General features: G+C 63.3%; 16 protein-coding genes and 1 pseudogene. 14 read left to right on the forward strand and 3 right to left on the reverse strand.

Features of this window, described 5'->3' with window-relative positions; genetic code table 11:
- Positions 1-129: 129 nt before the first annotated feature.
- The gene (locus J2Y68_RS06380) at positions 130-1626 is read left to right on the forward strand and encodes a CitMHS family transporter (protein WP_309991161.1); all 1497 of its coding nucleotides are present in this window, start codon (positions 130-132) and stop codon (positions 1624-1626) included.
- A 48-nt stretch (positions 1627-1674) separates the two neighbouring features.
- Here the strand turns inward: J2Y68_RS06380 and J2Y68_RS06385 are convergent.
- A pseudogene (locus J2Y68_RS06385) lies at positions 1675-3188 on the reverse strand (LCP family protein).
- A 94-nt stretch (positions 3189-3282) separates the two neighbouring features.
- Here J2Y68_RS06385 and J2Y68_RS06390 point away from each other — a divergent pair.
- From J2Y68_RS06390 to J2Y68_RS06415, 6 genes are all read left to right on the forward strand, one after another.
- The gene (locus J2Y68_RS06390; protein ID WP_309991164.1) at positions 3283-4161 is read left to right on the forward strand and encodes a cytochrome c oxidase assembly protein; all 879 of its coding nucleotides are present in this window, start codon (positions 3283-3285) and stop codon (positions 4159-4161) included.
- Positions 4162-4174: 13 nt separating this feature from the next.
- Positions 4175-5284 (forward strand): AI-2E family transporter, encoded by a 1110-nt coding sequence (locus tag J2Y68_RS06395; protein ID WP_309991168.1) that lies wholly within the window; start codon positions 4175-4177, stop codon positions 5282-5284.
- Positions 5285-5349: 65 nt separating this feature from the next.
- Positions 5350-5646: an Asp-tRNA(Asn)/Glu-tRNA(Gln) amidotransferase subunit GatC gene (gatC, locus tag J2Y68_RS06400; RefSeq protein WP_211711130.1), complete on the forward strand. Its 297-nt coding sequence runs from the start codon at positions 5350-5352 to the stop codon at positions 5644-5646.
- Positions 5647-5652: 6 nt separating this feature from the next.
- On the forward strand, positions 5653-7206 hold the full coding sequence (gene gatA / locus J2Y68_RS06405) for an Asp-tRNA(Asn)/Glu-tRNA(Gln) amidotransferase subunit GatA (protein ID WP_309991172.1): 1554 nt from the start codon (positions 5653-5655) through the stop codon (positions 7204-7206).
- Positions 7206-8714, forward strand: a complete 1509-nt coding sequence (gatB, locus tag J2Y68_RS06410) for an Asp-tRNA(Asn)/Glu-tRNA(Gln) amidotransferase subunit GatB (protein WP_309991175.1) — start codon at positions 7206-7208, stop codon at positions 8712-8714. Before gatA ends, gatB begins: the two co-directional genes overlap by 1 nt.
- A 101-nt stretch (positions 8715-8815) precedes the next feature.
- Positions 8816-9373 (forward strand): DUF5666 domain-containing protein, encoded by a 558-nt coding sequence (locus J2Y68_RS06415; protein ID WP_309991178.1) that lies wholly within the window; start codon positions 8816-8818, stop codon positions 9371-9373.
- A 1-nt stretch (position 9374) separates the two neighbouring features.
- Here J2Y68_RS06415 and J2Y68_RS06420 read toward each other — a convergent pair whose 3' ends face one another.
- Positions 9375-10394, reverse strand: coding sequence for a formylglycine-generating enzyme family protein (locus J2Y68_RS06420; RefSeq protein ID WP_309991181.1), 1020 nt, complete (start codon positions 10392-10394; stop codon positions 9375-9377).
- 287 nt (positions 10395-10681) lie between these two features.
- Here J2Y68_RS06420 and J2Y68_RS06425 point away from each other — a divergent pair, with 287 nt between their 5' ends.
- The 5 genes from J2Y68_RS06425 to J2Y68_RS06445 all read left to right on the forward strand — a co-directional run bounded on the left by J2Y68_RS06425 (position 10682) and on the right by J2Y68_RS06445 (position 16736).
- On the forward strand, positions 10682-11713 hold the full coding sequence (locus J2Y68_RS06425) for an ABC transporter permease (protein WP_309991184.1): 1032 nt from the start codon (positions 10682-10684) through the stop codon (positions 11711-11713).
- Positions 11714-11752: 39 nt separating this feature from the next.
- Positions 11753-12676 (forward strand): carbohydrate ABC transporter permease, encoded by a 924-nt coding sequence (locus tag J2Y68_RS06430; protein WP_211711124.1) that lies wholly within the window; start codon positions 11753-11755, stop codon positions 12674-12676.
- A gap of 70 nt (positions 12677-12746) precedes the next feature.
- A complete protein-coding gene (locus tag J2Y68_RS06435) occupies positions 12747-14405 on the forward strand; it encodes a type 2 periplasmic-binding domain-containing protein (protein ID WP_309991188.1) in 1659 nt (552 codons plus the stop codon).
- A gap of 58 nt (positions 14406-14463) precedes the next feature.
- Positions 14464-15525 (forward strand): LacI family DNA-binding transcriptional regulator, encoded by a 1062-nt coding sequence (locus J2Y68_RS06440; protein ID WP_309991190.1) that lies wholly within the window; start codon positions 14464-14466, stop codon positions 15523-15525.
- Between the two features lie 26 nt (positions 15526-15551).
- Positions 15552-16736, forward strand: coding sequence for a Gfo/Idh/MocA family protein (locus tag J2Y68_RS06445; RefSeq protein WP_309991193.1), 1185 nt, complete (start codon positions 15552-15554; stop codon positions 16734-16736).
- A gap of 1 nt (position 16737) precedes the next feature.
- Here the strand turns inward: J2Y68_RS06445 and J2Y68_RS06450 are convergent, their stop codons facing one another.
- Positions 16738-17676, reverse strand: coding sequence for a LysR family transcriptional regulator (locus J2Y68_RS06450; protein WP_309991196.1), 939 nt, complete (start codon positions 17674-17676; stop codon positions 16738-16740).
- A gap of 109 nt (positions 17677-17785) precedes the next feature.
- Between J2Y68_RS06450 and tdh the strand changes: the two genes are divergently transcribed.
- On the forward strand, positions 17786-18832 hold the full coding sequence (tdh, locus tag J2Y68_RS06455) for an L-threonine 3-dehydrogenase (RefSeq protein ID WP_211711119.1): 1047 nt from the start codon (positions 17786-17788) through the stop codon (positions 18830-18832).
- Positions 18833-18866: 34 nt separating this feature from the next.
- Positions 18867-20060, forward strand: coding sequence for a glycine C-acetyltransferase (locus J2Y68_RS06460; RefSeq protein ID WP_309991199.1), 1194 nt, complete (start codon positions 18867-18869; stop codon positions 20058-20060).
- Positions 20061-20117: the final 57 nt, after the last annotated feature.

A 20117-nucleotide genomic window follows, 5' to 3' on the forward strand; every position in this document is an offset into this window, starting at 1 on the left:
CAAAACGTGCGCAATGAGCACTATCCTGAACAATTCCCCGAAACCCCGGTCCGTGATCGGCGCCACCCTATTGTCTGTAGTGCGCATCACATCGATGTGGTGCCCTTCACAGTAGTAAAGGAGCCGGCCATGCTGGTTTTGCTTGGATTCGCAATGATTGCGGTATTCATGGTCCTGATCATGACCAAAAAGTTGACGCCGGTTCTGGCGCTGATCATCGTCCCCACCATCTTTGGTCTCTTCGCAGGGGCAGGCTTGGGCATCGGGCCCATGGTCATGGATTCGATGAAGTCCATGACGTCAACGGCTGCGCTCCTGATGTTCGCCATCATCTACTTCGGGTTGATGATCGACGTCGGGCTCTTCGACCCGCTGGTCAAGTTCATCCTCCGCAAGCTGGGGAACGACCCGGCAAAGGTTGTCCTGGGCACTGCGATCCTGGCGGCAGCGGTCTCCCTCGATGGTGATGGCTCCACCACCTTCATCCTCACCACCGCCGCGATGCTCCCCGTCTACCTGCGGCTCAAGATGAGCCCCGTGGTCCTCACCTGCGTAGCCGGCCTCGCCAACGGAACCATGAACATCCTGCCGTGGGGTGGCCCCACTGCCCGCGCTGCCACTGCGCTCAAGCTCGATGTCAACGACGTCTTCGTTCCGATGGTCCCCTCGCTCATTGTTGGACTGATCGTTGTGATGGTCTTCTCCTGGCTGCTCGGCCTGCAGGAACGCAACCGCCTCCGCTCGGTCGCTCCGGAGATCTGGGGCGACATCGCCGATCCTGCTGACGCGTTCGACGGCGGCACCGGACGTGGCGGTTCTGTCGCCGGCGGCCCGGGCTCCGGCAAGGGTCGTTTCGGATTCGGCCGTACCGGCTCAACCGCCGCCGTCGGCAAGCCTGGCACCGGCGGAGGTTCCGGCGTCGCAGTCCTGGAACGCACCGAAGTACTGGTGGACGAGCACGACACCGCCATGGCCGACACCGCCCTGGACCCCAACCGCAAGACCCTGCGTCCCAAGCTGTTCTGGTTCAACCTGGTCCTCACCGTGGCTGTTATGGTCACGCTGGTCGCCAACATTGTTCCCCTGCCGTTCGTCTTCATGGTCGGTTCCGCGATCGCCCTGCTGGTCAACTTCCCCAAGGTCAAGGACCAAGGCGCCCAGCTGATCGCCCACGCACCGTCCATCGTCGCCGTGGTCAGCATGGTCATGGCCGCCGCAGTGCTCACCGGTGTCCTGAACGGTACTGGCATGGTGAAGGCAATGTCCGAGTGGCTGGTCCAGATCATCCCCGCCGAGATGGGTCCGTTCATGGCCATCATCACAGGCGTCCTGAGCATCCCGATGACGTTCTTCATGAGCAACGACGCGTTCTACTTCGGTGTCCTGCCTGTTCTGAGCGAAACCGCAGCGCACTACGGTGTGGGCGCAGCGGACATGGCCCGCGCTTCCATCACCGGCCAGCCCTTCCATCTGCAGAGCCCGCTGGTGCCCGCGATCCTCCTGCTGGTGTCGCTGGCAAAGGTGGAACTGGGTGACCACCACAAGAAGGTCCTGTGGCGGACGGCAGTCATCTCGATCGTGATGCTGGCTGTCGGAGTCCTGACCGGAGCCATCGGCATCGGCTGACCGACGTGGGTGGCAGGATTGCCCGGCCCCCACATTGACGGAAAATGATCAGCCTGCAGGGTTCGTAGCCTGGCAGGTCTGGTCATTTGCCGTTTGTGCGGGGATGTTGCCTTGCGTGGTGCTTTGGGTCGGCTTGTCGCCGGAAACGAAGTCTTCACCGGCATAGAGCTGCACGCCTTGGATGCCTGTCACCTGCTGGACGTTTGCAGCCGGGAGGCCGAACATCCCTGCGATGTCCGCCGCGACGTCGGCGAAGCCGGCCTGGTAGTACACCATCGTCTGGGCACGGGGTTGGCCCTGCAGACGGACGGTCTTGGTGTAGCCCGCAGCCGTGACCAAGGCCGCGATTGCGTTGCTTCTGCCTGAAACACCGGTTCCATTGGCAATGCTGATGGGCTGGAGGGCTTTGTCAAAGGCAGGTTTCGCCGCGGAGCTTGACGGCGTGGGGGAGGGAGTTCCGGCTTGGGCAAGGTCCGCACTGTTCCTGAGGGCAGCAAAGAGATTCGACGCCGCGGGTTCATCCAGTCCGAGCCTGTTGGGATCGGACGGGGCCGGGACGGTGGGCACGGTGATGAAGTCCACCTTGGCGGGGTCGATGTTCTTGAGCCGGTCGCCAATAGTCAGCAAGGCAGGAACCGAGGCCAGGCCCGTGTCCACCGTCAGGTTCTTGGTCATCGTATCGGCGATGCTCAGCAGCTTCTGGGGGTCGCCGAGTGTCCCCTCGGACTTCAGTTTCCTGGTGAGGGAGCCCAGGAAGGACTGCTGGGCCTTGATGCGGCCCAGATCTCCGCCGTCGGCAAAAGCGTGGCGCGTCCGGAGGAAAGCCAAGGCCTGGTCGCCTTGCACTTGGGAGGTCCCCTTGGGGAGGTGAAGTCCTGAATCGGAATCGTCGACGGCGGAATTGACGCACACGTCCACCCACCCACCGTGGTGGTCAGCTCTTTGACTGCGTTGAAATCGGCCATCATGAAATGGTCCACTTCCAGCCCGGTGAGCTTGTTGACGGTGTCAACAGCGCAGCCGATTCCGGCTTCGGCCATGGCGCTGTTGATCATCACGCCCGGGCGGGCGTCGTGCTGCTCATTGCTTGCCTGGTCCTTGCATGCAGGGACGTCCACCAGGAGGTCCCGGGGAAAACTGATGACGTTCACGTGGTTGTTGTCCGCGGAAATGTCCACCAGCATCATGACATCCGACTGCCCGTAGCCGGAGGACTGGTCCGCAGTTCCGTACTGGCTGTTCTTACCGCTTCGGGTATCACTTCCCAGCACCAGAATCTGCAGGCGGTCCTTCCTGTCATCAACCGGACCTTCGCTTCGTTGGCCCCCTGCGCCAAGCGAAGTAGTGGAGATGTTCGACTGAAGCCGCCACAGCCAGTAGCCGCCAAAGCAAAGGATTCCAACCACTGCAGCAGCAACCACGATGACCCCAATCCGGAGCCAGCGGGGGCGTCTGCGGCGCGCTACGCCGGTACTTTCCTCTACGAGGCTTCCTTGTCCGGGGTAGCGGGGAGTATCACCATCCGGTGAGTTGGGGGCGGGGCGTTCGTGGCGACCGATCACGGCACTGGCCTTTCCTCTGGGCGGGGGCGGGCCTATGCTACTGAGCGATTCTGGGAAATACCCAAGCGCGCCCATAGGTGCCTATCATTTCCCTGTGCCGCCCTTTGATGTCCTCGTCAGCGCCTGGCAGATCGACTGGGCAGCTGTGATCATGATCAGTGCTTTCGGCGTGCTCTACGGTCTTGGACTGAAGTCTGCCGCGGCCAATGGCCACCGCTGGCCCCTCTGGCGAACCGTCGCGTTCTATGTCCTGGGGCTTGGATCCTTGGCTGTGCTTACCTGCGGGTTCCTCGGGGTCTATGGTTCAGACCTGCGGTGGGCCTTCACGGTCAAGGTCTCCTTGCTCCTGTTCGTGGTACCACTGCTGATCGGATTGGGCAGGCCGATCTCACTGGCCCGAGCCGCCTTGCCTCCCCGCGGCATTGAGAGGCTGAACATCGTCCTGGCTCATCCCGCCGTGCGTTTCGTCAGCAACTCGCTGGCCGCGCCGCTCCTGGGTTTGGCGCTGTTCTCCACATTCCTGACCCCTGCCTTCCACACCCTGCGGGCCGATCCTTTGGCCCAGGCTCTCCTGACCTTCCTGATTCCGTTGCTGGGCCTTCTCATGGCACTGCCCATCATTGAGGAAGCCGACTTCCAGCGGTCCAGCGCCTACATCACCCTGGAGTTCGTCTTTGTCTTCATCGAGCTCCTGGTTGATGCGGTCCCCGGCATCCTGCTCCGCCTCAACGGGCAGGTGCTCGATCATGTCATGACGACGCAGGCGGCGTTGGGCTGGTTCCCGGATCCCTTGCGTGACCAGCGGTTGGCGGGGGATGCCTTGTGGTTTATCTGTGAAATCGTGGACCTGCCGCTCATCATCCTGATGTTCATCCGGTTTTCGCGCAGTGACAAGCGTGAGGCCCGGGGCTTCGACGACCTGACCGACGAGCAACTGGAAGAACTGAACGCCCAACACCTTCGAGGGCGCTGAAAAGGAGATCGTCATGCCTGACCTTCGCACCGGCCTGCCTGCGATATGGGCCGATGGTCTGGGACGTGTCAGCATCCGCTCCGTCCAGGCCCTGACGGTAGGGGCATTGGCCTGGGCCGTTATCTGGGCGCTGACCCGGGTGCCATTGGTGTTGATCCCGCTCACGATCGCCCTGATCCTGGCCGCTGCGATCGCGCCGCTGGTGCGCTGGCTTGCCCGGCACGGTTGGCCGCGCGCCCTCGCCGTGCTGGCCGCGTTCGTGGGAATCCTCGTGGTATTCGGCGGGATTGTTACGGGGATCGTGTTCCTCATCCGGGCACAGTCGAAGGACCTGACAGCGAAGGCGGTTGCCGGACTCGACCACCTCCACGAATTCCTGACCTCCGGACCAATCCCTGTGAGCGACGCCCAGATCAACGACACCCGCGAATCGGTACAGCGGTTCTTTACCTCCAGCTCGTTTGGTACGGAGGCGCTGACCGGGGCACGGACGTTGGGGGAAATCCTGGCCGGAATGGTGCTGATGGCTGTGATCCTGTTCTTCTTCCTCAAGGACGGGCACAAGATCCGCAACTTCCTCATCGGCTTCCTGCCCGCCGAACGCCGCCCCAAAGCGCACATGGCCATCGAACGCAGCGCAGTCGTCCTGGGCGGCTACGTCCGCGGAACTGCCATCGTTGCCGCAACTGACGGAATCATTGTTGGGGTGGCCTTGGCCATCCTGGGCGTTCCCTTGGCGTTACCGCTGGGCGCCTTCGTCTTCATTGGAGGGTTTATCCCGATCATCGGCGCTACGGCCGCGGGAACCTTGGCGGTCGCCGTCGCCCTGATCTCCAATGGTCCTGTGACGGCCCTGATTGTGCTGGCCGTCGTCATCGGTGCAAACCAGCTGGAACACCACCTCCTGCAACCCATCCTGATGGGCAGGGTCCTCAGCATTCACGGCCTGGCGATCCTGCTGGCCCTTGCTGCCGGCACCATGATCGCCGGAATCGTGGGTGCACTGCTCGCCGTTCCCGTGACCGCCGTTGGATGGACCGTCTACAAGACGCTGTCCGAGCCGGAACCGGATCAGGCACCTGAACCGGGACCGGACGCGGAAGCAGTTGCGGCAGAGGGCTGACCGAGCCGCGTGCCCGGCCAAGTAGACTGGTTCGGAAAACCATTTGAACTTTGCAGGGGAGATCCATGGCTGCGATCAACCGTGACGACGTCGCGCATCTTGCGCGTCTGGCTCACATTGAAATGAGTGCCGAAGAACTGGACAGGATGGCCGGCGAGCTCGCTGTCATCGTCGATTCAGTGAAGTCCGTCAGCGAAGCCGCGGGGGAGGACGTGCCAGCCACGTCGCACCCGATTCCGTTGACCAACGTGTTCCGTGAGGACGTTGTGGGCCACACGTTCACGGCTGAGCAGGCACTGTCCGGCGCTCCGGATGCGTTCGAGAACCGTTTCAAGGTCCCGGCAATCCTGGATGAGGATTAATTACTGATGACTGAGCTAAAGAACGAACTCATCCGCCACTCCGCTGCCGATCTCGCAGCCAAGCTGGCCTCCCGCGAGGTATCCGCTGTTGAGGTGACGCAGGCGCACCTCGACCGGATTGCCGACGTCGATGGCCAGGTACATGCCTTCCTGCACGTCAACACCGAGGAAGCCCTGGCAGTTGCCGCCGAGGTTGACGCCGCCCGCGCTGCCGGCGGTGCCGCCGCTGAGGAACTCCACGCCCTCGCCGGCGTGCCCATCGCGGTCAAGGACCTGATTGTCACCATCGGCCAGCCCACCACCGCTGGTTCGAAGATCCTTGAGGGCTGGCACAGCCCGTATGACGCCACCGTGGTGAAGAAGCTGCGCGCAGCCAAGATGCCGATCCTGGGCAAGACCAACCTGGACGAATTCGCCATGGGCTCCTCCACGGAGCATTCGGCTTTTGGCCCTACCCGCAACCCGTGGGACCTTGACCGCATTCCGGGCGGTTCGGGCGGTGGCTCAGCGGCCGCCGTCGCCGCTTTTGAGGCCCCGCTCGCTCTCGGCACGGACACGGGTGGCTCCATCCGCCAGCCCGGCGCCGTCACTGGAACTGTTGGCGTGAAGCCGACGTATGGCGCCGTTTCCCGTTACGGCGCGATTGCCATGGCGTCGTCGTTGGACCAGATTGGGCCGGTATCACGCACCGTCCTGGACTCCGCCTTGTTGCAGGAAGTCATTGGCGGACACGACCCCTTCGACTCCACGTCGCTGACCGACCCATTCACCAACCTGGTTGCTGCTGCCCGCATTGGCAACGTTGCAGGCATGAAGATCGGCATTGTGAAGGAACTTCACGGCGAGGGTTACCAGGCCGGCGTCGAGAACCGTTTCAACGAGTCCCTCCAGTTCCTCAAGGATGCCGGCGCGGAAATCGTTGAGGTTTCCTGCCCCAACCTGAAGTACGCCTTGGGCGCCTACTACCTGATCATGCCCTCCGAGGTGTCCAGCAACCTGGCCAAGTTCGACGGCGTGCGGTTCGGCCTGCGGGCTCTCCCCAAGGATGGTCCGATGACCATTGAGCGCGTCATGGCTGCCACCCGCGCTGCAGGTTTCGGTGACGAGGCCAAGCGCCGCATCATCCTTGGCACGTACGCGCTTAGCGCCGGCTACTACGACGCCTACTACGGTTCGGCCCAGAAGGTGCGCACCCTGATCCAACGCGACTTCGACGCCGCGTTTGCCCAGGCCGATGTCCTGATCTCTCCGACGGCGCCCACCACGGCGTTCAAGCTGGGCGAGAAGCTGGACGATCCTTTGGCGATGTACCTGAACGACGTCGCGACGATTCCGGCCAACCTGGCCGGCATTCCGGGACTGTCGTTGCCGGGCGGCCTGGCTGACGAAGACGGCCTGCCTGTTGGCATCCAACTGCTGGCCCCGGCCCGCGAGGATTCCCGCCTGTACCGCGTGGGTGCGGTCCTTGAATCCATCCTTGAAGAAAAGTGGGGCGGCCCGATGCTCGCCCAGGCGCCTGAGCTTAGTTCAGCTTCAACTACCGCCGGAGGTTCCAACTAATGTCCGTCGACGCAACCCTGAGCTTCGAAGAGGCCATGGAGAAGTACGATCCCGTCCTGGGGTTCGAGGTCCACGTGGAGCTCAACACCAAGACGAAAATGTTCTCCTCCGCCCCGAACGTTTTCGGTGACGAGCCGAACACCAACGTCAACGAAGTAGACCTCGGCATGCCCGGTGTCCTCCCGGTGGTCAACAAGACCGCAGTGGAGTCATCCATCAAGATCGGCCTCGCGCTGAACTGCAAGATCGCCGAATCATGCCGTTTCGCCCGGAAGAACTACTTCTACCCGGACACCCCCAAGAACTTCCAGACCTCCCAGTACGATGAGCCGATCGCGTATGACGGGTACCTCGACATCGAGCTGGAGGACGGCACGGTCTTCCGTGTGGAGATCGAACGCGCACACATGGAGGAGGACGCTGGAAAGCTGACTCACATGGGTGGCGCTGCCGGCCGTATCCAGGGCGCCGACTACTCGCTGGTGGACTACAACCGTTCGGGTGTTCCCCTGGTGGAAATCGTCACCAAGCCGATCGAGGGCGCCGGAAGCCGCGCACCGGAACTGGCCAAGGCGTACGTTGCGGCTGTTCGCGAAATCGTCAAGAACCTTGGGGTTTCCGATGCCAAGATGGAGCGCGGCAACGTCCGTTGCGACGCCAACGTTTCGTTGCGGCCGCACGGCCGGGAGCGCTTCGGTATCCGTTCGGAAACCAAGAACGTGAACTCGCTGCGCGCCGTCGAACACGCCGTCCGTTACGAGATCCAGCGCCATGCTGCCGTCCTGGAATCCGGCGAGCCGGTCATCCAGGAGACACGCCACTGGCACGAGGATACGCGTTCGACGACGTCAGGCCGGCCCAAGTCCGACGCTGACGATTACCGCTACTTCCCGGAGCCGGACCTGGTTCCCGTCGTCGCCTCCCGCGAGTGGGTGGAGGAGCTCCGCGCCACCCTTCCGGAACCGCCGGCCGAGCGCCGCAAGCGCCTCAAGGAAGCTTGGGGCTACTCCGACCTGGAATTCCGCGACGTCGTCAACGCGGGTGTCATGGACTCCATCGAGGAGACCATCGCAGCCGGTGCGTCCGCTGACGTTGCCCGCAAGTGGTGGATGGGCGAGATCGTCGGACGTGCCAAGGTCGCCGACGTCGATCCTTCCGAATTGGGCGTCACCCCGCAGGTGATCGTTGAGCTCAACAAGCTCGTAGAAGACGGCAAGATCAACAACAAGATGGCCACCCAGGTCCTGGACGGCGTTCTCGCCGGCGAAGGTGCCCCGGCTGAGATCGTCGAGAAGCGCGGTCTGGCTGTTGTCTCCGACGACGGTCCACTTCTGGAAGCCATCGACGCCGCCCTGGCAGCACAGCCCGACGTCGCGGACAAGATCCGTGGCGGCAAGGTCCAGGCAGTTGGCGCCATTGTGGGTGGAGTCATGAAGGCCACCCGTGGGCAGGCTGACGCAGGCCGTGTCCGCGAACTGATCCTGGAGAGGCTCGGCGTCGAGGGCTGATCCCTTGGCTTGAACGGCGGGTAGCCCGCTGTGGTGGTGTTCCAACCCGGAACACCACCACAGCGGGCTACTTTTTGTCCGGACGCGCGCACAATGGATGCATGGGCACCATCACACCAGGTTTTCGCAAGGTCCTTCTTGCCGGCGGGATCGCCGTCGCGTTGACCGGCGGCGGGGCCGCCGCCGTGTGGGCGGGCACCCAACCCAGCCCTTCGCCGTCGAGCACCACTGCCTCACCCAGCCCGTCCGCCTCGGCGGACACCAAGCCCGCCGAGGCCCGCGGGAAGGCTATCCACGGCGAACATGTCGTGAAGCAACAGGATGGCAGTTATCGCACGGTGGTCACCCAGACTGGAACCATCGAAGCGGTGAGCGACTCCGAGGTCACCGTCAAGAGCGAAGACGGCTTCACCCAAAGGTATGCGATCAACGCCGAAACGCGGATCGCGAAAATACCGACGGACCTGTCGCAGCTCCGGAACGGCAAGGGCAAGCCCACGCTGCCGTCGGCCACGGTTGCTGACCTGAAAACCGGTGACACAGTGCATGCCAGCGGGGTCAAGGACGGCAATACGGTGACCGCGACGCGGATCGTGTCGGGCGAACTCCCCGCAGGACCCAAAGCCGGCCACGGGCACAGGGGCCACGGCAGCGCCTGAGTCAGAGGGCCACTGTCCTGAAACCCAGGTTGGCCCCGGCTGAATCTGGCGTGTTGGAACTCCGTGCTGCCAGCCGGTATCGGTTGCAGTAGGAATCGTGGCAAAGGTACGAGCCCCCGCGCATGACCCGCCCGCGTCCGATCGTGGGGCCTGGTGGGTCCTCCACCGTGCCGCGGGCGAGGCACGTCCTGTAGTACTTGGGCAGGAACCAGTCGCTGCACCATTCCCAGACGTTGCCGCTGGTTTGGTACAGCCCGTAGCCGTTCGGGTTGTATGACCGGGCAGGTGCCGTGGTGAGGTAGCCGTCGTCGAGGTCGTTGCGGACCGGGAATTCGCCTTGCCATATGTTGCAGTTGTGGGCGGCCTCGCCAGGAGTACCTTTGAGGAGTTCGTTGCCCCACGGGTAGCGTCGCCCGGCCAGGCCGCCGCGCGCGGCGTACTCCCACTCGGCTTCCGTGGGGAGCCTGCGGCCCGCCCACGCACAGTACGCCAGCGCATCGTTGTAGGACACATGGGTCACCGGGTGGTCCGGGATGTCAGTCCAGTGCGAGAGGGGCCCCGCCGGGTGTGCCCAGTCTGCTCCGCGAACGTTGAGCCACCAGGGGACGGCTTCCACCCGGTTCAGGATGTCCTCCGGCCTGGCTTTCACGGCCAGGTGAAACACCGCCGAGGTTCCGTACAGCTCGGACTCGGTGCGGTGCCCGGTGGCGTCGACAAAGCCGGCAAACGCCTCGTTGGTTACGGTGGTGGCGCTGATTCGGAACGCAGATATCCGTACCTCGTGCACGGGAGATTCGCCGTCCGCGTCGTAGCCTTCGCCGAACGGATCGCCCATCGCGAAGGTGCCGGCTGGAATCTCGACGTCGGCTTCCGCCGTTAAGGACGCTGCGTTTTCGACGGCGGTACTCGCCACTGGGCGGTCACGGATCGTTGGCAGGGGGAGGGGCTGCCCCGGACCGAGGGGCCGGCCCTGATCGGAACGCGCCCGGGCTCCGGTGCCTGGGCTACAGCAATCTGCCATGTGAACCTTCTGTCTGAAATCCGCTTGCTAGTACTTTAGCGGGGCGTGCTGTGCCACACGCACCCGTTTCCACCGTGCACACCACTCGCGCCACCGAGGAAGCGCCATGGAGGAAGCGCCATGGAGGAACCGCGACCGTCCGGACAAAGTGATGAAAACTGATTTCTGCGCTCAGTTTCGATCATGATCTTGCAAAAGTGGGAAGCGTCACTTATCGTTTGTTAAACGGTTAACGAGCGTGGCCTGAATCACACTGATGATTTCGGCTCAGCACTTGAGGAGACAGCATGAACTCGACGACGGAACAGGCTCCGGCATTGCCCGAAGCTCGCCGAGTCCCGGCCAGGGCGGGCAGCAAGCCGCCGGGGGCCGGTCCAAAGAAGCGGAAGGCCAAGGCCCCGCAGCAAAGCTTCCGGTCACGCCTGCGACGCGATAAGCAGATGCTCCTGATGATGGTGCCGGGCGTAGCTTTCCTGCTGCTCTTCTTCTACATTCCCATCCTTGGCAACGTCATCGCGTTCCAGGACTACCAGCCCTACTTGGGCATCGGTGACAGCTTGTGGGTGGGCTGGCAGAACTTCGTGGAGCTGTTCGGAAACCCGGACTTCCTCCACGCCTTCTGGAATACCCTGTACCTGGCGGCGTGGCAACTGGTTTTCCTGTTCCCGGTGCCCCTGGTACTGGCGCTGATTGTCGACTCGCTGATCAGCACCCGCGTCCGCAAGATCTTCCAGAGCATCGCCTACCTCCCGCACTTCCTGTCCTGGGTGCTGGTGATCGCGTTCTTCCAACAGATGCTCGGTGGTGCAGGATTCGTCAACAACCTGCTCCGCGACTGGGGCATGGACCCGATTCCGTTCATGACCAACCCCGAGACTTTTCCGGTCATGGTGGTGGTCCAGATGATTTGGAAAGATGCCGGCTGGGCCATGATCATCTTCCTGGCAGCCCTTGCCAGCATTGATGCCTCGCTCTATGAAGCAGCCGCAGCAGATGGTGCTGGCCGCTGGCGCCGGATGTGGCACATTACCCTTCCCGGCCTCCGACCCGTGATCGTCCTGCTCCTGATCCTGCGAATCGGGGACATCCTCTCCGTCGGATTTGAGCAGTTCATCCTGCAGCGGGACGCCGTTGGGGCCGGAGCTGCGGAAGTGCTGGACACCTTTACCTACTACACCGGCGTAGTGGGCGGTGGCTGGAGCTCAGGCGCAGCAGCCGGGCTCGCCAAGGGTGTGGTCAGCGCTTTGTTGATCTACGGCGCCAACAAACTTGCCCACCGCTTCGGAGAAGACGGAATCTTCGCAAAACAAGCGCGCTGAGAGCCGCTGGCCCGCGCAGCTGCCGCACAAGGAGAACCCATGGCAACAACACTTTTCACCAGGAAACCCCGGGAACTGACGTACAACCCCAAACGCCCGGTGTGGAAGGAAAAGCCTTCCGCGCTCTACCAAACGGTCAAAGCAGTAGTCCTGATCGTCTTCAGTATCTCCATCCTGACCCCCATCTTGTTGGTGGTTTCGACGTCCCTTGCGGATACGGAACAGCTCGTCAAGGCAGGCGGCTTCGTCCTCTGGCCCGAACGGCCCACGTTGGAGGCCTACGCCACCATCTTCAAAGGCCCCATGGTCCTGCAGTCCCTGGGTGTGAGCATGCTGATCACGGCAGTAGGCACCATCCTGGCGCTGTTCGTGACCATCACCATGGCCTACGCCACCAGCCGCACTGTCCTCTTCGGCCGGCCGGTGATCCTCGCGGTCCTGTTCACTCTGCTCTTCGCGCCGGGCCTGATTCCGTCCTTCCTCATGATCCGTCAGCTGGGATTGCTGGACTCCCTGTGGTCGCTGATCCTCCCCGGCATCTTCGGTGCCTTCAACTTTGTGGTGATGCGGTCCTTCTTCATGAACATCCCCGGGGAGCTGATTGAAAGCGCCAGGATCGACGGCGCCAACGACTGGCAGATCCTGTGGCGGATCGTCATGCCGCTGTCCAAAGCCGTGATCGCCGTCGTCGGGCTGTTCTACGCGGTTGGTTTCTGGAACTCCTTCTTCAATGCATTGCTCTACATCAACGACCACTCCAAGTGGCCCATCCAGTTGTTGCTCCGCAACTTCGTAGTCCAGGGCAGCGGTGCCGCAGATCAGCTCGGAATCACCACCACGCCTCCACCGCAGTCCATCCAGATGGCCGTGGTGGTGGTTGCCCTGGTCCCCATCCTGATGGTTTACCCGTTCCTCCAGAAGCACTTCGCCAAGGGCGTCATCACCGGCGCAGTGAAGGGCTGACCGCACCCGCGGACCCGCCAAAGAACTGACACAACACACCATGAAGCAAGTAACCAGAAAGGGTTATGCCATGACGAGCACTACCTCACAGGCTGGATTCAGCCGCCGCGGTTTCCTTGGCCTCGCAGGCCTGGCCGTGACCGCCGTCGGCTTGTCCGCCTGCGGTGGTGGCGGGTCCGCGAGCAATGGCGGCGCCGCCGCCTCAGCTTCGGTCAAACTGCCCACGTATAAGGAATTTACTGGCGTCACCCCGGATATTGCGGGCAACGCCAAGGGTCTACAGGCCGGCTACTTCAAACTGCCCACCGCCGTGCAGTCCGTGAAGACGCCGCCGCTCAAAGGCAAAGTGACCGGGCTGACCGAAACGTTCGACACCATGAGCCCTGGCCTGAAGGACAACCCCTTCTGGCAAAGGCTCAACGCCAAGCTCGGCGGCGACCTGGAGCTGCAGATCGCCGAGGACATCGGCGACGGCTACCCGGCAAAGTTCGCCACCGTCCTTGCCAGCAACGACCTCCCGGACATGATGTGGGTTCCGCCGAACCAGGGCATCCCCAACGTCGGGCCCATGCTCGAAGCCAAGTTCCAGGACCTGACGCCGTACCTCTCGGGTGACGCCGTCCTTGAGTACCCCAATCTCGCGGCCCTGAAGCCCGATTCCTGGAAGACCGCCGTCGTGAATGGCAAGATCTGGGGAGCTCCCATCCCGAGTACCCCGTTCGGCCAGGTCTACGTGGGCAACCACGCTGTGTGGGAACAGGTGGGCGGCTTTGAGGCCGGCAGCGCTGATGAGTTCCTGGACAAGGCCAAGGAACTGACGCGTCCAGGCGAGCAGAAGTATGCGTTGGAGCCGGCTTACATCAACGCCCTCCACATGGTTACCGAGTGGTTCGGCGCCCCGAACAGCTGGGCAGTGAACAAGGACCGCACGCTGACGCACCTTTACGAAACTGACGAATACCTGGCTGGCGTGGAGTTCACCGCCAAAATGTTCGCCGCCGGCGTCTTCTACCCTGACTCCAAAGCCACCGACATCCGTTCGCGGGTCGCCAACGGAAGCGTCGCAGCCCAGGTTGTGGTGGGTCCGCACGACATCCGCAGCTACCGCTCGCTGAACAAGGACGCCCAGTTCGACATCTTGATCCCCTTCAGCGCCGACGGCAAGGTCAAGCCCGTCTACGACATGGGCTACGGAACAGTCGGTTTCACGCCGTTCAAGAAGGCGGAGGAGGGCAAGATCCGCGAGCTCCTCGCGCTGATCAACTACCTGTCGGCGTCGTTCGGCACCGTGGAGTACATGCAAAAGAACTTCGGCGAACTCGGCCAGGACTACACCATCGATGCCTCCGGCAACCCGGCGCGCACCGAAACCGGCACCACCAACGCCCCCGGCCTGGTTTCGGCATTGAACATCATGTCCAGCCCGGAAAACGTCATCTTCAACCCGGGCTTCGACGACGACACACGGTACGTCATCAAGCAGGAAGAAAAGCTCCTCGAGTTCGCGTGGCGCAACCCCACCAACGGTTCCTACTCGGACACCAACGCCAAGGTGGGCGCCAAGATCACCAAGCAACTGCGCGACAAGGTGGTGGACATCATCACCGGCCGCGCCAAGATCGATGAACTCAAGGACGCGGTAAAGCGCTGGAAGAGCGAGGGCGGTGACAAGATGCGCGATGAGTACCAGGCCGCGTTGGACCCCAATGCCCCGGTGTTCAGGAGCTAGCCTCAAACCAACAACGAAGCAACACGCACGCAACGAGCAAGCACCAGTAGGGGGAACCATGGCAAAAACGAGCAACACCGGAGTCCGACCCACCATCCGTATGGTGGCCGAATTGGCGGGCGTCTCCACGGCCACGGTTTCCTATGTCCTGTCAGGTCGCCGCGGCGATGGCGGACCAGGCGTTTCGGACCCGACGGCGGAAAAGGTCAAGGCTGCTGCGGAGCGGCTCGGCTACCGGCCCAACCAGGCAGCCCGTGCCATCCGGACGGGGCGCACCAACACGGTGATCCTGTCGCTGACCATGCTGTCCGATCCCTGGTCCCTGTCTGTCATTGAGGCCGTCCAGAAGGCGGCCGCCCCGCTCGGCATCACTCCGATGATCCTCGGAGATGCGGACTGGGTGAAGGTCCTTGGCACGCATAACGCCGACGCGGTGTTCGTTGACGCGGTTCGTGGTGACCAACGGGATGAGCTTCGGAAGCTCGCCGAGCACGGGACCACCCTGGTGGTCTTCGACGAAGGATTGGAAGCGGAAGGCTTCGACGTTATCCGTTCCATTGCCGGGCCCGGCTGCCGCATGGCCGTGGAGCACCTGCTCCACGGCCACCGGAAGATCGCCTGCCTGACCCCGGCCACGGCAGCGGGAACCTCGGGTGGGGCGCGGTACCGGGCCTACGCCGAAGCGCTCGCAGCGGCCGGAATTGCGGAACGTGAAGACTACGTGGGCCTGTTCGACGGCACCAGCGCCGGGGCCTACGCTGCGGCAACGCGGGTGCTCAGCCTGCCGGACCGGCCCACCGCCATCTACGCCACCACGGATTACGCCGCAGTCAGCGCCATCAATGCCGCGCAACGCCTGGGCCTGGCAGTGGGCACTGACGTTGACATCATCGGCGTTGGCAACACGGTGGAAGGTGAGCGGATGTCGCCCTCGCTGAGCACTGTTGGTCCCGTGGACTTTTTCGACAAGCTCGCCCGGCTGCTCCTTCGACGCGCCACCGCGCAGTCGGGAGACGCTGCCGGAGGCGTCTCGATAGGACCGGGCGTCCTGGACTTCCCCTGGCACTTGTTCGTGCGTGAATCGGCGCCGCACCGCAGCGCCGCAACCAGACTTTACTAAGAATCAGCAGAAGGAAATTTCACACCATGGAAAAGGATTTGAAGGTCGGCATCGTGGGCTTTGGCCTGAGGTCGGGGCTTTGGAAGCATGCCCACAAGCCGGGCCAAGGCTCTGAGGTCACCATCGTTTGCGACCTCAGCGAACGCGGCCGTGCAGACGCTGCTGAGCGCATCCCCACGGCGCGGATCACGGATGATCTTGAGGAGCTGCTGGCCAGCGGCCTGGACGCCGTACTGGTCCTGACCCCGGATAACCAGCACGCCGCCGTCGCCGTCCGTACGCTCAAGGCGGGTATCCCCACCTTCTGCGAGAAACCTCTGGACATCACCGTGGAGGCCGCGGACCTGATCCTGAAGACCGCTTACGACACTGGCACCCGGCTCTACGTTGGCCACAACATGCGCCACATGCCGGTGGTGGTCCAGATGCGCCAGCTCATTGAAGACGGCAGGATCGGTGACGTCAAGGCGGTGTGGTGCCGGCACTTCGTGGGCCACGGCGGTGACTACTACTTCAAGGACTGGCATGCGCAGCGTGCCAACGTCACTTCGCTGTTGCTCCAAAAAGGTGCGCACGACATTGATGTGATCCACTGGCTGGCCGGCGGGTACACCAAGCGGGTTGCCGCCGTCGGCGATCTTGCTGTCTATGGAGGCGTGGCCAATCGGAGCGATAACGCCGGGAAGCGCATGGGCGACTGGTTCTCCATGGATAACTGGCCGCCCACCGAGCAGAAGGACCTCGCGGAGGTGATCGACGTCGAGGACATTTCCATGATGAACATGGTGCTGGACAACGGCGTCCTGGCCTCCTACCAGCAGTGCCACTTCACGCCCGACTACTGGCGGAACTACACGGTGATCGGCACCAAGGGCCGGATCGAGAACCTGGGCGATGGGCCGGGGGAGACCATCAACGTCTGGACCAGCAGGACTTCCGGCTACGCGGCGCCGGACGAGGTCATCACCATCAAGGACGGCGAAGGCGGCCACGGTGGTGCCGATCCACGCCTGATCGAGGAATTCCTGCACTTCGCGGCCTCGGGTGGGCAGACACAGACCAGCCCAATTGCCGCGCGCCAGGCTGTGGTTGCGGGCATCCTCGCGGCTGAATCCCTGCGCGGCGACGGTTCAGCGCGGGAGGTACCGGAACTCCCTGCCGAGCTGGTGGAGTATTTCGACGCCGGCCAGCCCGCCCTGGTCCGCGACTGAGCTAGCGGGGACTGGATAGCTCGATGAGCTCGGTCATGACGGTTTGAAGTGACTCGCAAACCGTCATGACCGATTTTCGCTTGAGCGCCTCAGGCCGGGCCAGGATGTCGATCTTGCGTACGGAATTCACTCCGGCCAGCGGGCGCAGCACCACGCCTGCGTCGAGCACGCGGCGTGCCGTGAACCTCGGCAGCAGCCCGATCGCACCACCCGCCGAGACCAGCGCTGCAACAGTCGAATAGTCGTTGATGCGGTGCAGCACCTCCGCGGGCCGTCCGCTCACGGCTACGACGGCGGACAACACGTCCGCGGGGGAGTAGCCATCGCGGCTGGTCACCCAGGTTTCATCGACGACGTCGGAGGGCTCCAACTCGGTCCGGGCCGCCAAAGGGTGATGCGCGGGGAGCGCGATGTCCAACGGCTCATCCGCCAGCGGAATCACCGCGACCTTGTCTTCGGGCCATTGCGGGCTGTTGTCCATCCGGTGCGCCAGGACCAGGTCGTACCGCGCGGCCAACCCCGGGAAATCCTCCTGGGCCACGTCTTCGTCGGACAGCCGCAGGCGCGGCGTGATGCCGCCGTCGGACGTTTTGTCTGCAGCCAGCAGCGCTGCCAAAGGCGCGAACAGCGCCTGCCCCGCGCTGTGGAAGGCGCTCACGCTGACAGGCGCGTCCGGAGCGTCGTGGTACGCGCCGATCGCGGCCCGCGCATCTGCCATGGCATTGACGACGGCGGCGCCCGCCTCGGCGAGTACGCGGCCGGCGTCGGTCAGCACCAGGGCCCGCCCCTCCTTGCGGGTCAAGGGGACGTCCACCGACTTCTGGAGGAGCGCGAGCTGTTGGGATACGGCGGATGGGGTGACCATGAGGGTCTCGGCCACAGCCTTGACGCTACCCAGGTCCCCAAGTTCGCGAAGCATCTGAAGCTGATGGATTTCCATTAGCAAATCCTAAATCGTTGATTGAGAAGAATCTAGTTGTGCTAAATCGTTGGCGGGGATTCAATGGACTCAGCAGCAGCGAAGCAGCCCTAAGCCAGTGAGGAATCCCATGAAGGCTCTCTACAAATCCGGACCCCACGCAGGGTTTGAACTCGTCGACCGTCCCGAGCCCCAAGCTGGCCCCAGCGACGTGAAGATCCGGGTCATGACCACCGGAATCTGCGGCACCGACCTCCATATCCAGAGCTGGGACGCCTGGGCGCAGGGCATCATCGAGGCGCCGCTCATCGCCGGTCACGAGTTCTACGGTGAAGTGGTCGAAATCGGCGAGGACGTCCGCGACGTCAAGGTGGGGGACCGGGTTTCCGGCGAAGGCCACGTGGTCTGCGGAATCTGCCGAAACTGCCGTGCAGGACGCCGTCAGATGTGCATCCACACCGTCTCCGTCGGCGTGCAGCGCGATGGCGCGTTTGCGGAGTACGTCGTCATTCCCGAGACCAACGTCTGGGTCCACCACGACGAATCCGTCACCCCGGAACTCGGCGCCATCTTCGATCCCTTCGGCAATGCAGTCCACACCGCACTGAGCTTCCCGCTGGTCGGCGAAGACGTGCTCATCACCGGCGCCGGCCCCATCGGCCTGATGGCCATCGCCGTCGCCCGCCACGCAGGTGCACGCAAGATCGCCATCACGGACGTGTCCGCACCGCGCCTGGAGCTCGCCCGGCAGATGGGCGTGGACCTCGCCGTCGACGTGTCCAAGATGCGTGTCCGCGACGCACAGCAGGAACTGGGTATGCGCGAAGGCTTCGACATCGGACTGGAAATGTCGGGACACCCCACGGCACTGCCTGAGATGATCGATAACATGAACCACGGCGGCCGCATCGCCATGCTTGGCCTTCCCAGCCAGTCCATCGACATCGACTGGGGCAAGGTTGTCACCCACATGCTCACCCTCAAGGGCATCTACGGCCGGGAAATGTTCGAAACCTGGTACGCCATGAGCGCGATGCTGTCCTCCAATCCCGTGCTGCACCGCAGTATCTCCGCCGTCGTCACCGACAAGCTGTCCGCAGCCGACTGGGAAAAGGGCTTCGAAATTGCCCGCAACGGCACCGGTGGCAAAGTGGTCCTCGACTGGACCGAACTGTAACTCCCACCGGACCCCCTCAATTTTAGGAGCACCCATGTACTCAGCCATCAAAGACCAACTGCAGGGCGAACTCGACGAGATCCGCAGTGCCGGCCTTTTCAAAACCGAACGCCACATCGACTCCCCACAGGCAAGCCACATCGCCGCAGGCCAGCTCGGCCAGCCGGCCAACAAGGTCCTGAACTTCTGTGCCAACAACTACCTGGGCCTGGCCGACCACCCGGACATCATCGCCGCCGCCAAATCCGCGATGGACGAGCGCGGCTTCGGCATGGCTTCCGTGCGTTTCATTTGCGGGACGCAGGACCTCCACCTGGAACTTGAATCACGGGTCTCCGCATTCCTGGGAACCGAGGACACCATCCTGTTCTCCAGCTGCTTCGACGCCAACGGTGGCGTGTTCGAGTCGCTGTTCGGCCCGGAGGATGCCATCATCTCCGACTCGCTGAACCACGCCTCCATCATCGACGGCATCCGCCTGAGTAAGGCCAAGCGTTTCCGCTACGCCAACCAGGACATGGCAGACCTCGAGGCCAAGCTTCTTGAGGCATCGGGATCGCGGCGCAAGATCATCGTCACCGACGGCGTGTTCTCCATGGACGGGTACCTGGCACCGCTCGAAGCCATCTGCGACCTCGCCGAAAAGCACGACGCCCTGGTCATGGTGGACGACTCCCACGCGGTTGGTTTCATGGGCCCCACCGGTGCAGGCACCCCTGAGCACGCGGGGGTTTCTTCCCGCGTTGACATCTACACCGGTACTTTTGGCAAGGCCCTCGGCGGCGCCTCGGGTGGCTACGTTTCCGGCCGCGGCGAGATCGTCGCCATGCTCCGCCAGAAGGCACGCCCCTACCTGTTCTCCAACTCCCTTGCGCCGGCCATCGTTGCGGCCACCATCAAGGCGATCGAGCTGGTCCAGGAATCCGGCGAACTGCGCACCCGCCTCTTCGAGAACGCTGCCCTGTTCCGTCGCCGCATGAGCGAGGAAGGCTTCGAGCTCCTCGACGGCGAACACGCCATCATCCCCGTCATGTTCGGCGACGCCGTGGTTGCAGCTCGCGTGGCCGATGAGATGCTCAACAACGGAGTATTCGTCACGGCTTTCAGCTTCCCCGTCGTACCCAAGGGTGTGGCCCGGATTCGCGTGCAGCTTTCGGCCGCCCACAGCGCGGACGACGTCGAAGCGTGCGTTCAGGCGTTCGTCAAGAGTCGCGCCGCGGTCGCCTAACCCTCGTTCATATCCCTCCCCCTTCGGGCCGATGCTCTCTCACTCTCTTTACAAAAG

Origin of the sequence: Paenarthrobacter nitroguajacolicus, from assembly GCF_031455195.1 — a bacterium.
Taxonomy (GTDB): domain Bacteria; phylum Actinomycetota; class Actinomycetes; order Actinomycetales; family Micrococcaceae; genus Arthrobacter; species Arthrobacter nitroguajacolicus_D.

Coding starts and splice junctions, on each gene's coding strand:
- J2Y68_RS06380 (WP_309991161.1), top strand. CDS start 130: ATGCTGGTTTTGCTTGGATTCGCAATGATTGCGGTATTCATGGTCCTG.
- J2Y68_RS06395 (WP_309991168.1), top strand. CDS start 4,175: ATGCCTGACCTTCGCACCGGCCTGCCTGCGATATGGGCCGATGGTCTG.
- gatC (WP_211711130.1), top strand. CDS start 5,350: ATGGCTGCGATCAACCGTGACGACGTCGCGCATCTTGCGCGTCTGGCT.
- gatA (WP_309991172.1), top strand. CDS start 5,653: ATGACTGAGCTAAAGAACGAACTCATCCGCCACTCCGCTGCCGATCTC.
- gatB (WP_309991175.1), top strand. CDS start 7,206: ATGTCCGTCGACGCAACCCTGAGCTTCGAAGAGGCCATGGAGAAGTAC.
- J2Y68_RS06415 (WP_309991178.1), top strand. CDS start 8,816: ATGGGCACCATCACACCAGGTTTTCGCAAGGTCCTTCTTGCCGGCGGG.
- J2Y68_RS06420 (WP_309991181.1), bottom strand. CDS start 10,394: ATGGCAGATTGCTGTAGCCCAGGCACCGGAGCCCGGGCGCGTTCCGAT.
- J2Y68_RS06425 (WP_309991184.1), top strand. CDS start 10,682: ATGAACTCGACGACGGAACAGGCTCCGGCATTGCCCGAAGCTCGCCGA.
- J2Y68_RS06430 (WP_211711124.1), top strand. CDS start 11,753: ATGGCAACAACACTTTTCACCAGGAAACCCCGGGAACTGACGTACAAC.
- J2Y68_RS06435 (WP_309991188.1), top strand. CDS start 12,747: ATGACGAGCACTACCTCACAGGCTGGATTCAGCCGCCGCGGTTTCCTT.
- J2Y68_RS06440 (WP_309991190.1), top strand. CDS start 14,464: ATGGCAAAAACGAGCAACACCGGAGTCCGACCCACCATCCGTATGGTG.
- J2Y68_RS06445 (WP_309991193.1), top strand. CDS start 15,552: ATGGAAAAGGATTTGAAGGTCGGCATCGTGGGCTTTGGCCTGAGGTCG.
- J2Y68_RS06450 (WP_309991196.1), bottom strand. CDS start 17,676: ATGGAAATCCATCAGCTTCAGATGCTTCGCGAACTTGGGGACCTGGGT.
- tdh (WP_211711119.1), top strand. CDS start 17,786: ATGAAGGCTCTCTACAAATCCGGACCCCACGCAGGGTTTGAACTCGTC.
- J2Y68_RS06460 (WP_309991199.1), top strand. CDS start 18,867: ATGTACTCAGCCATCAAAGACCAACTGCAGGGCGAACTCGACGAGATC.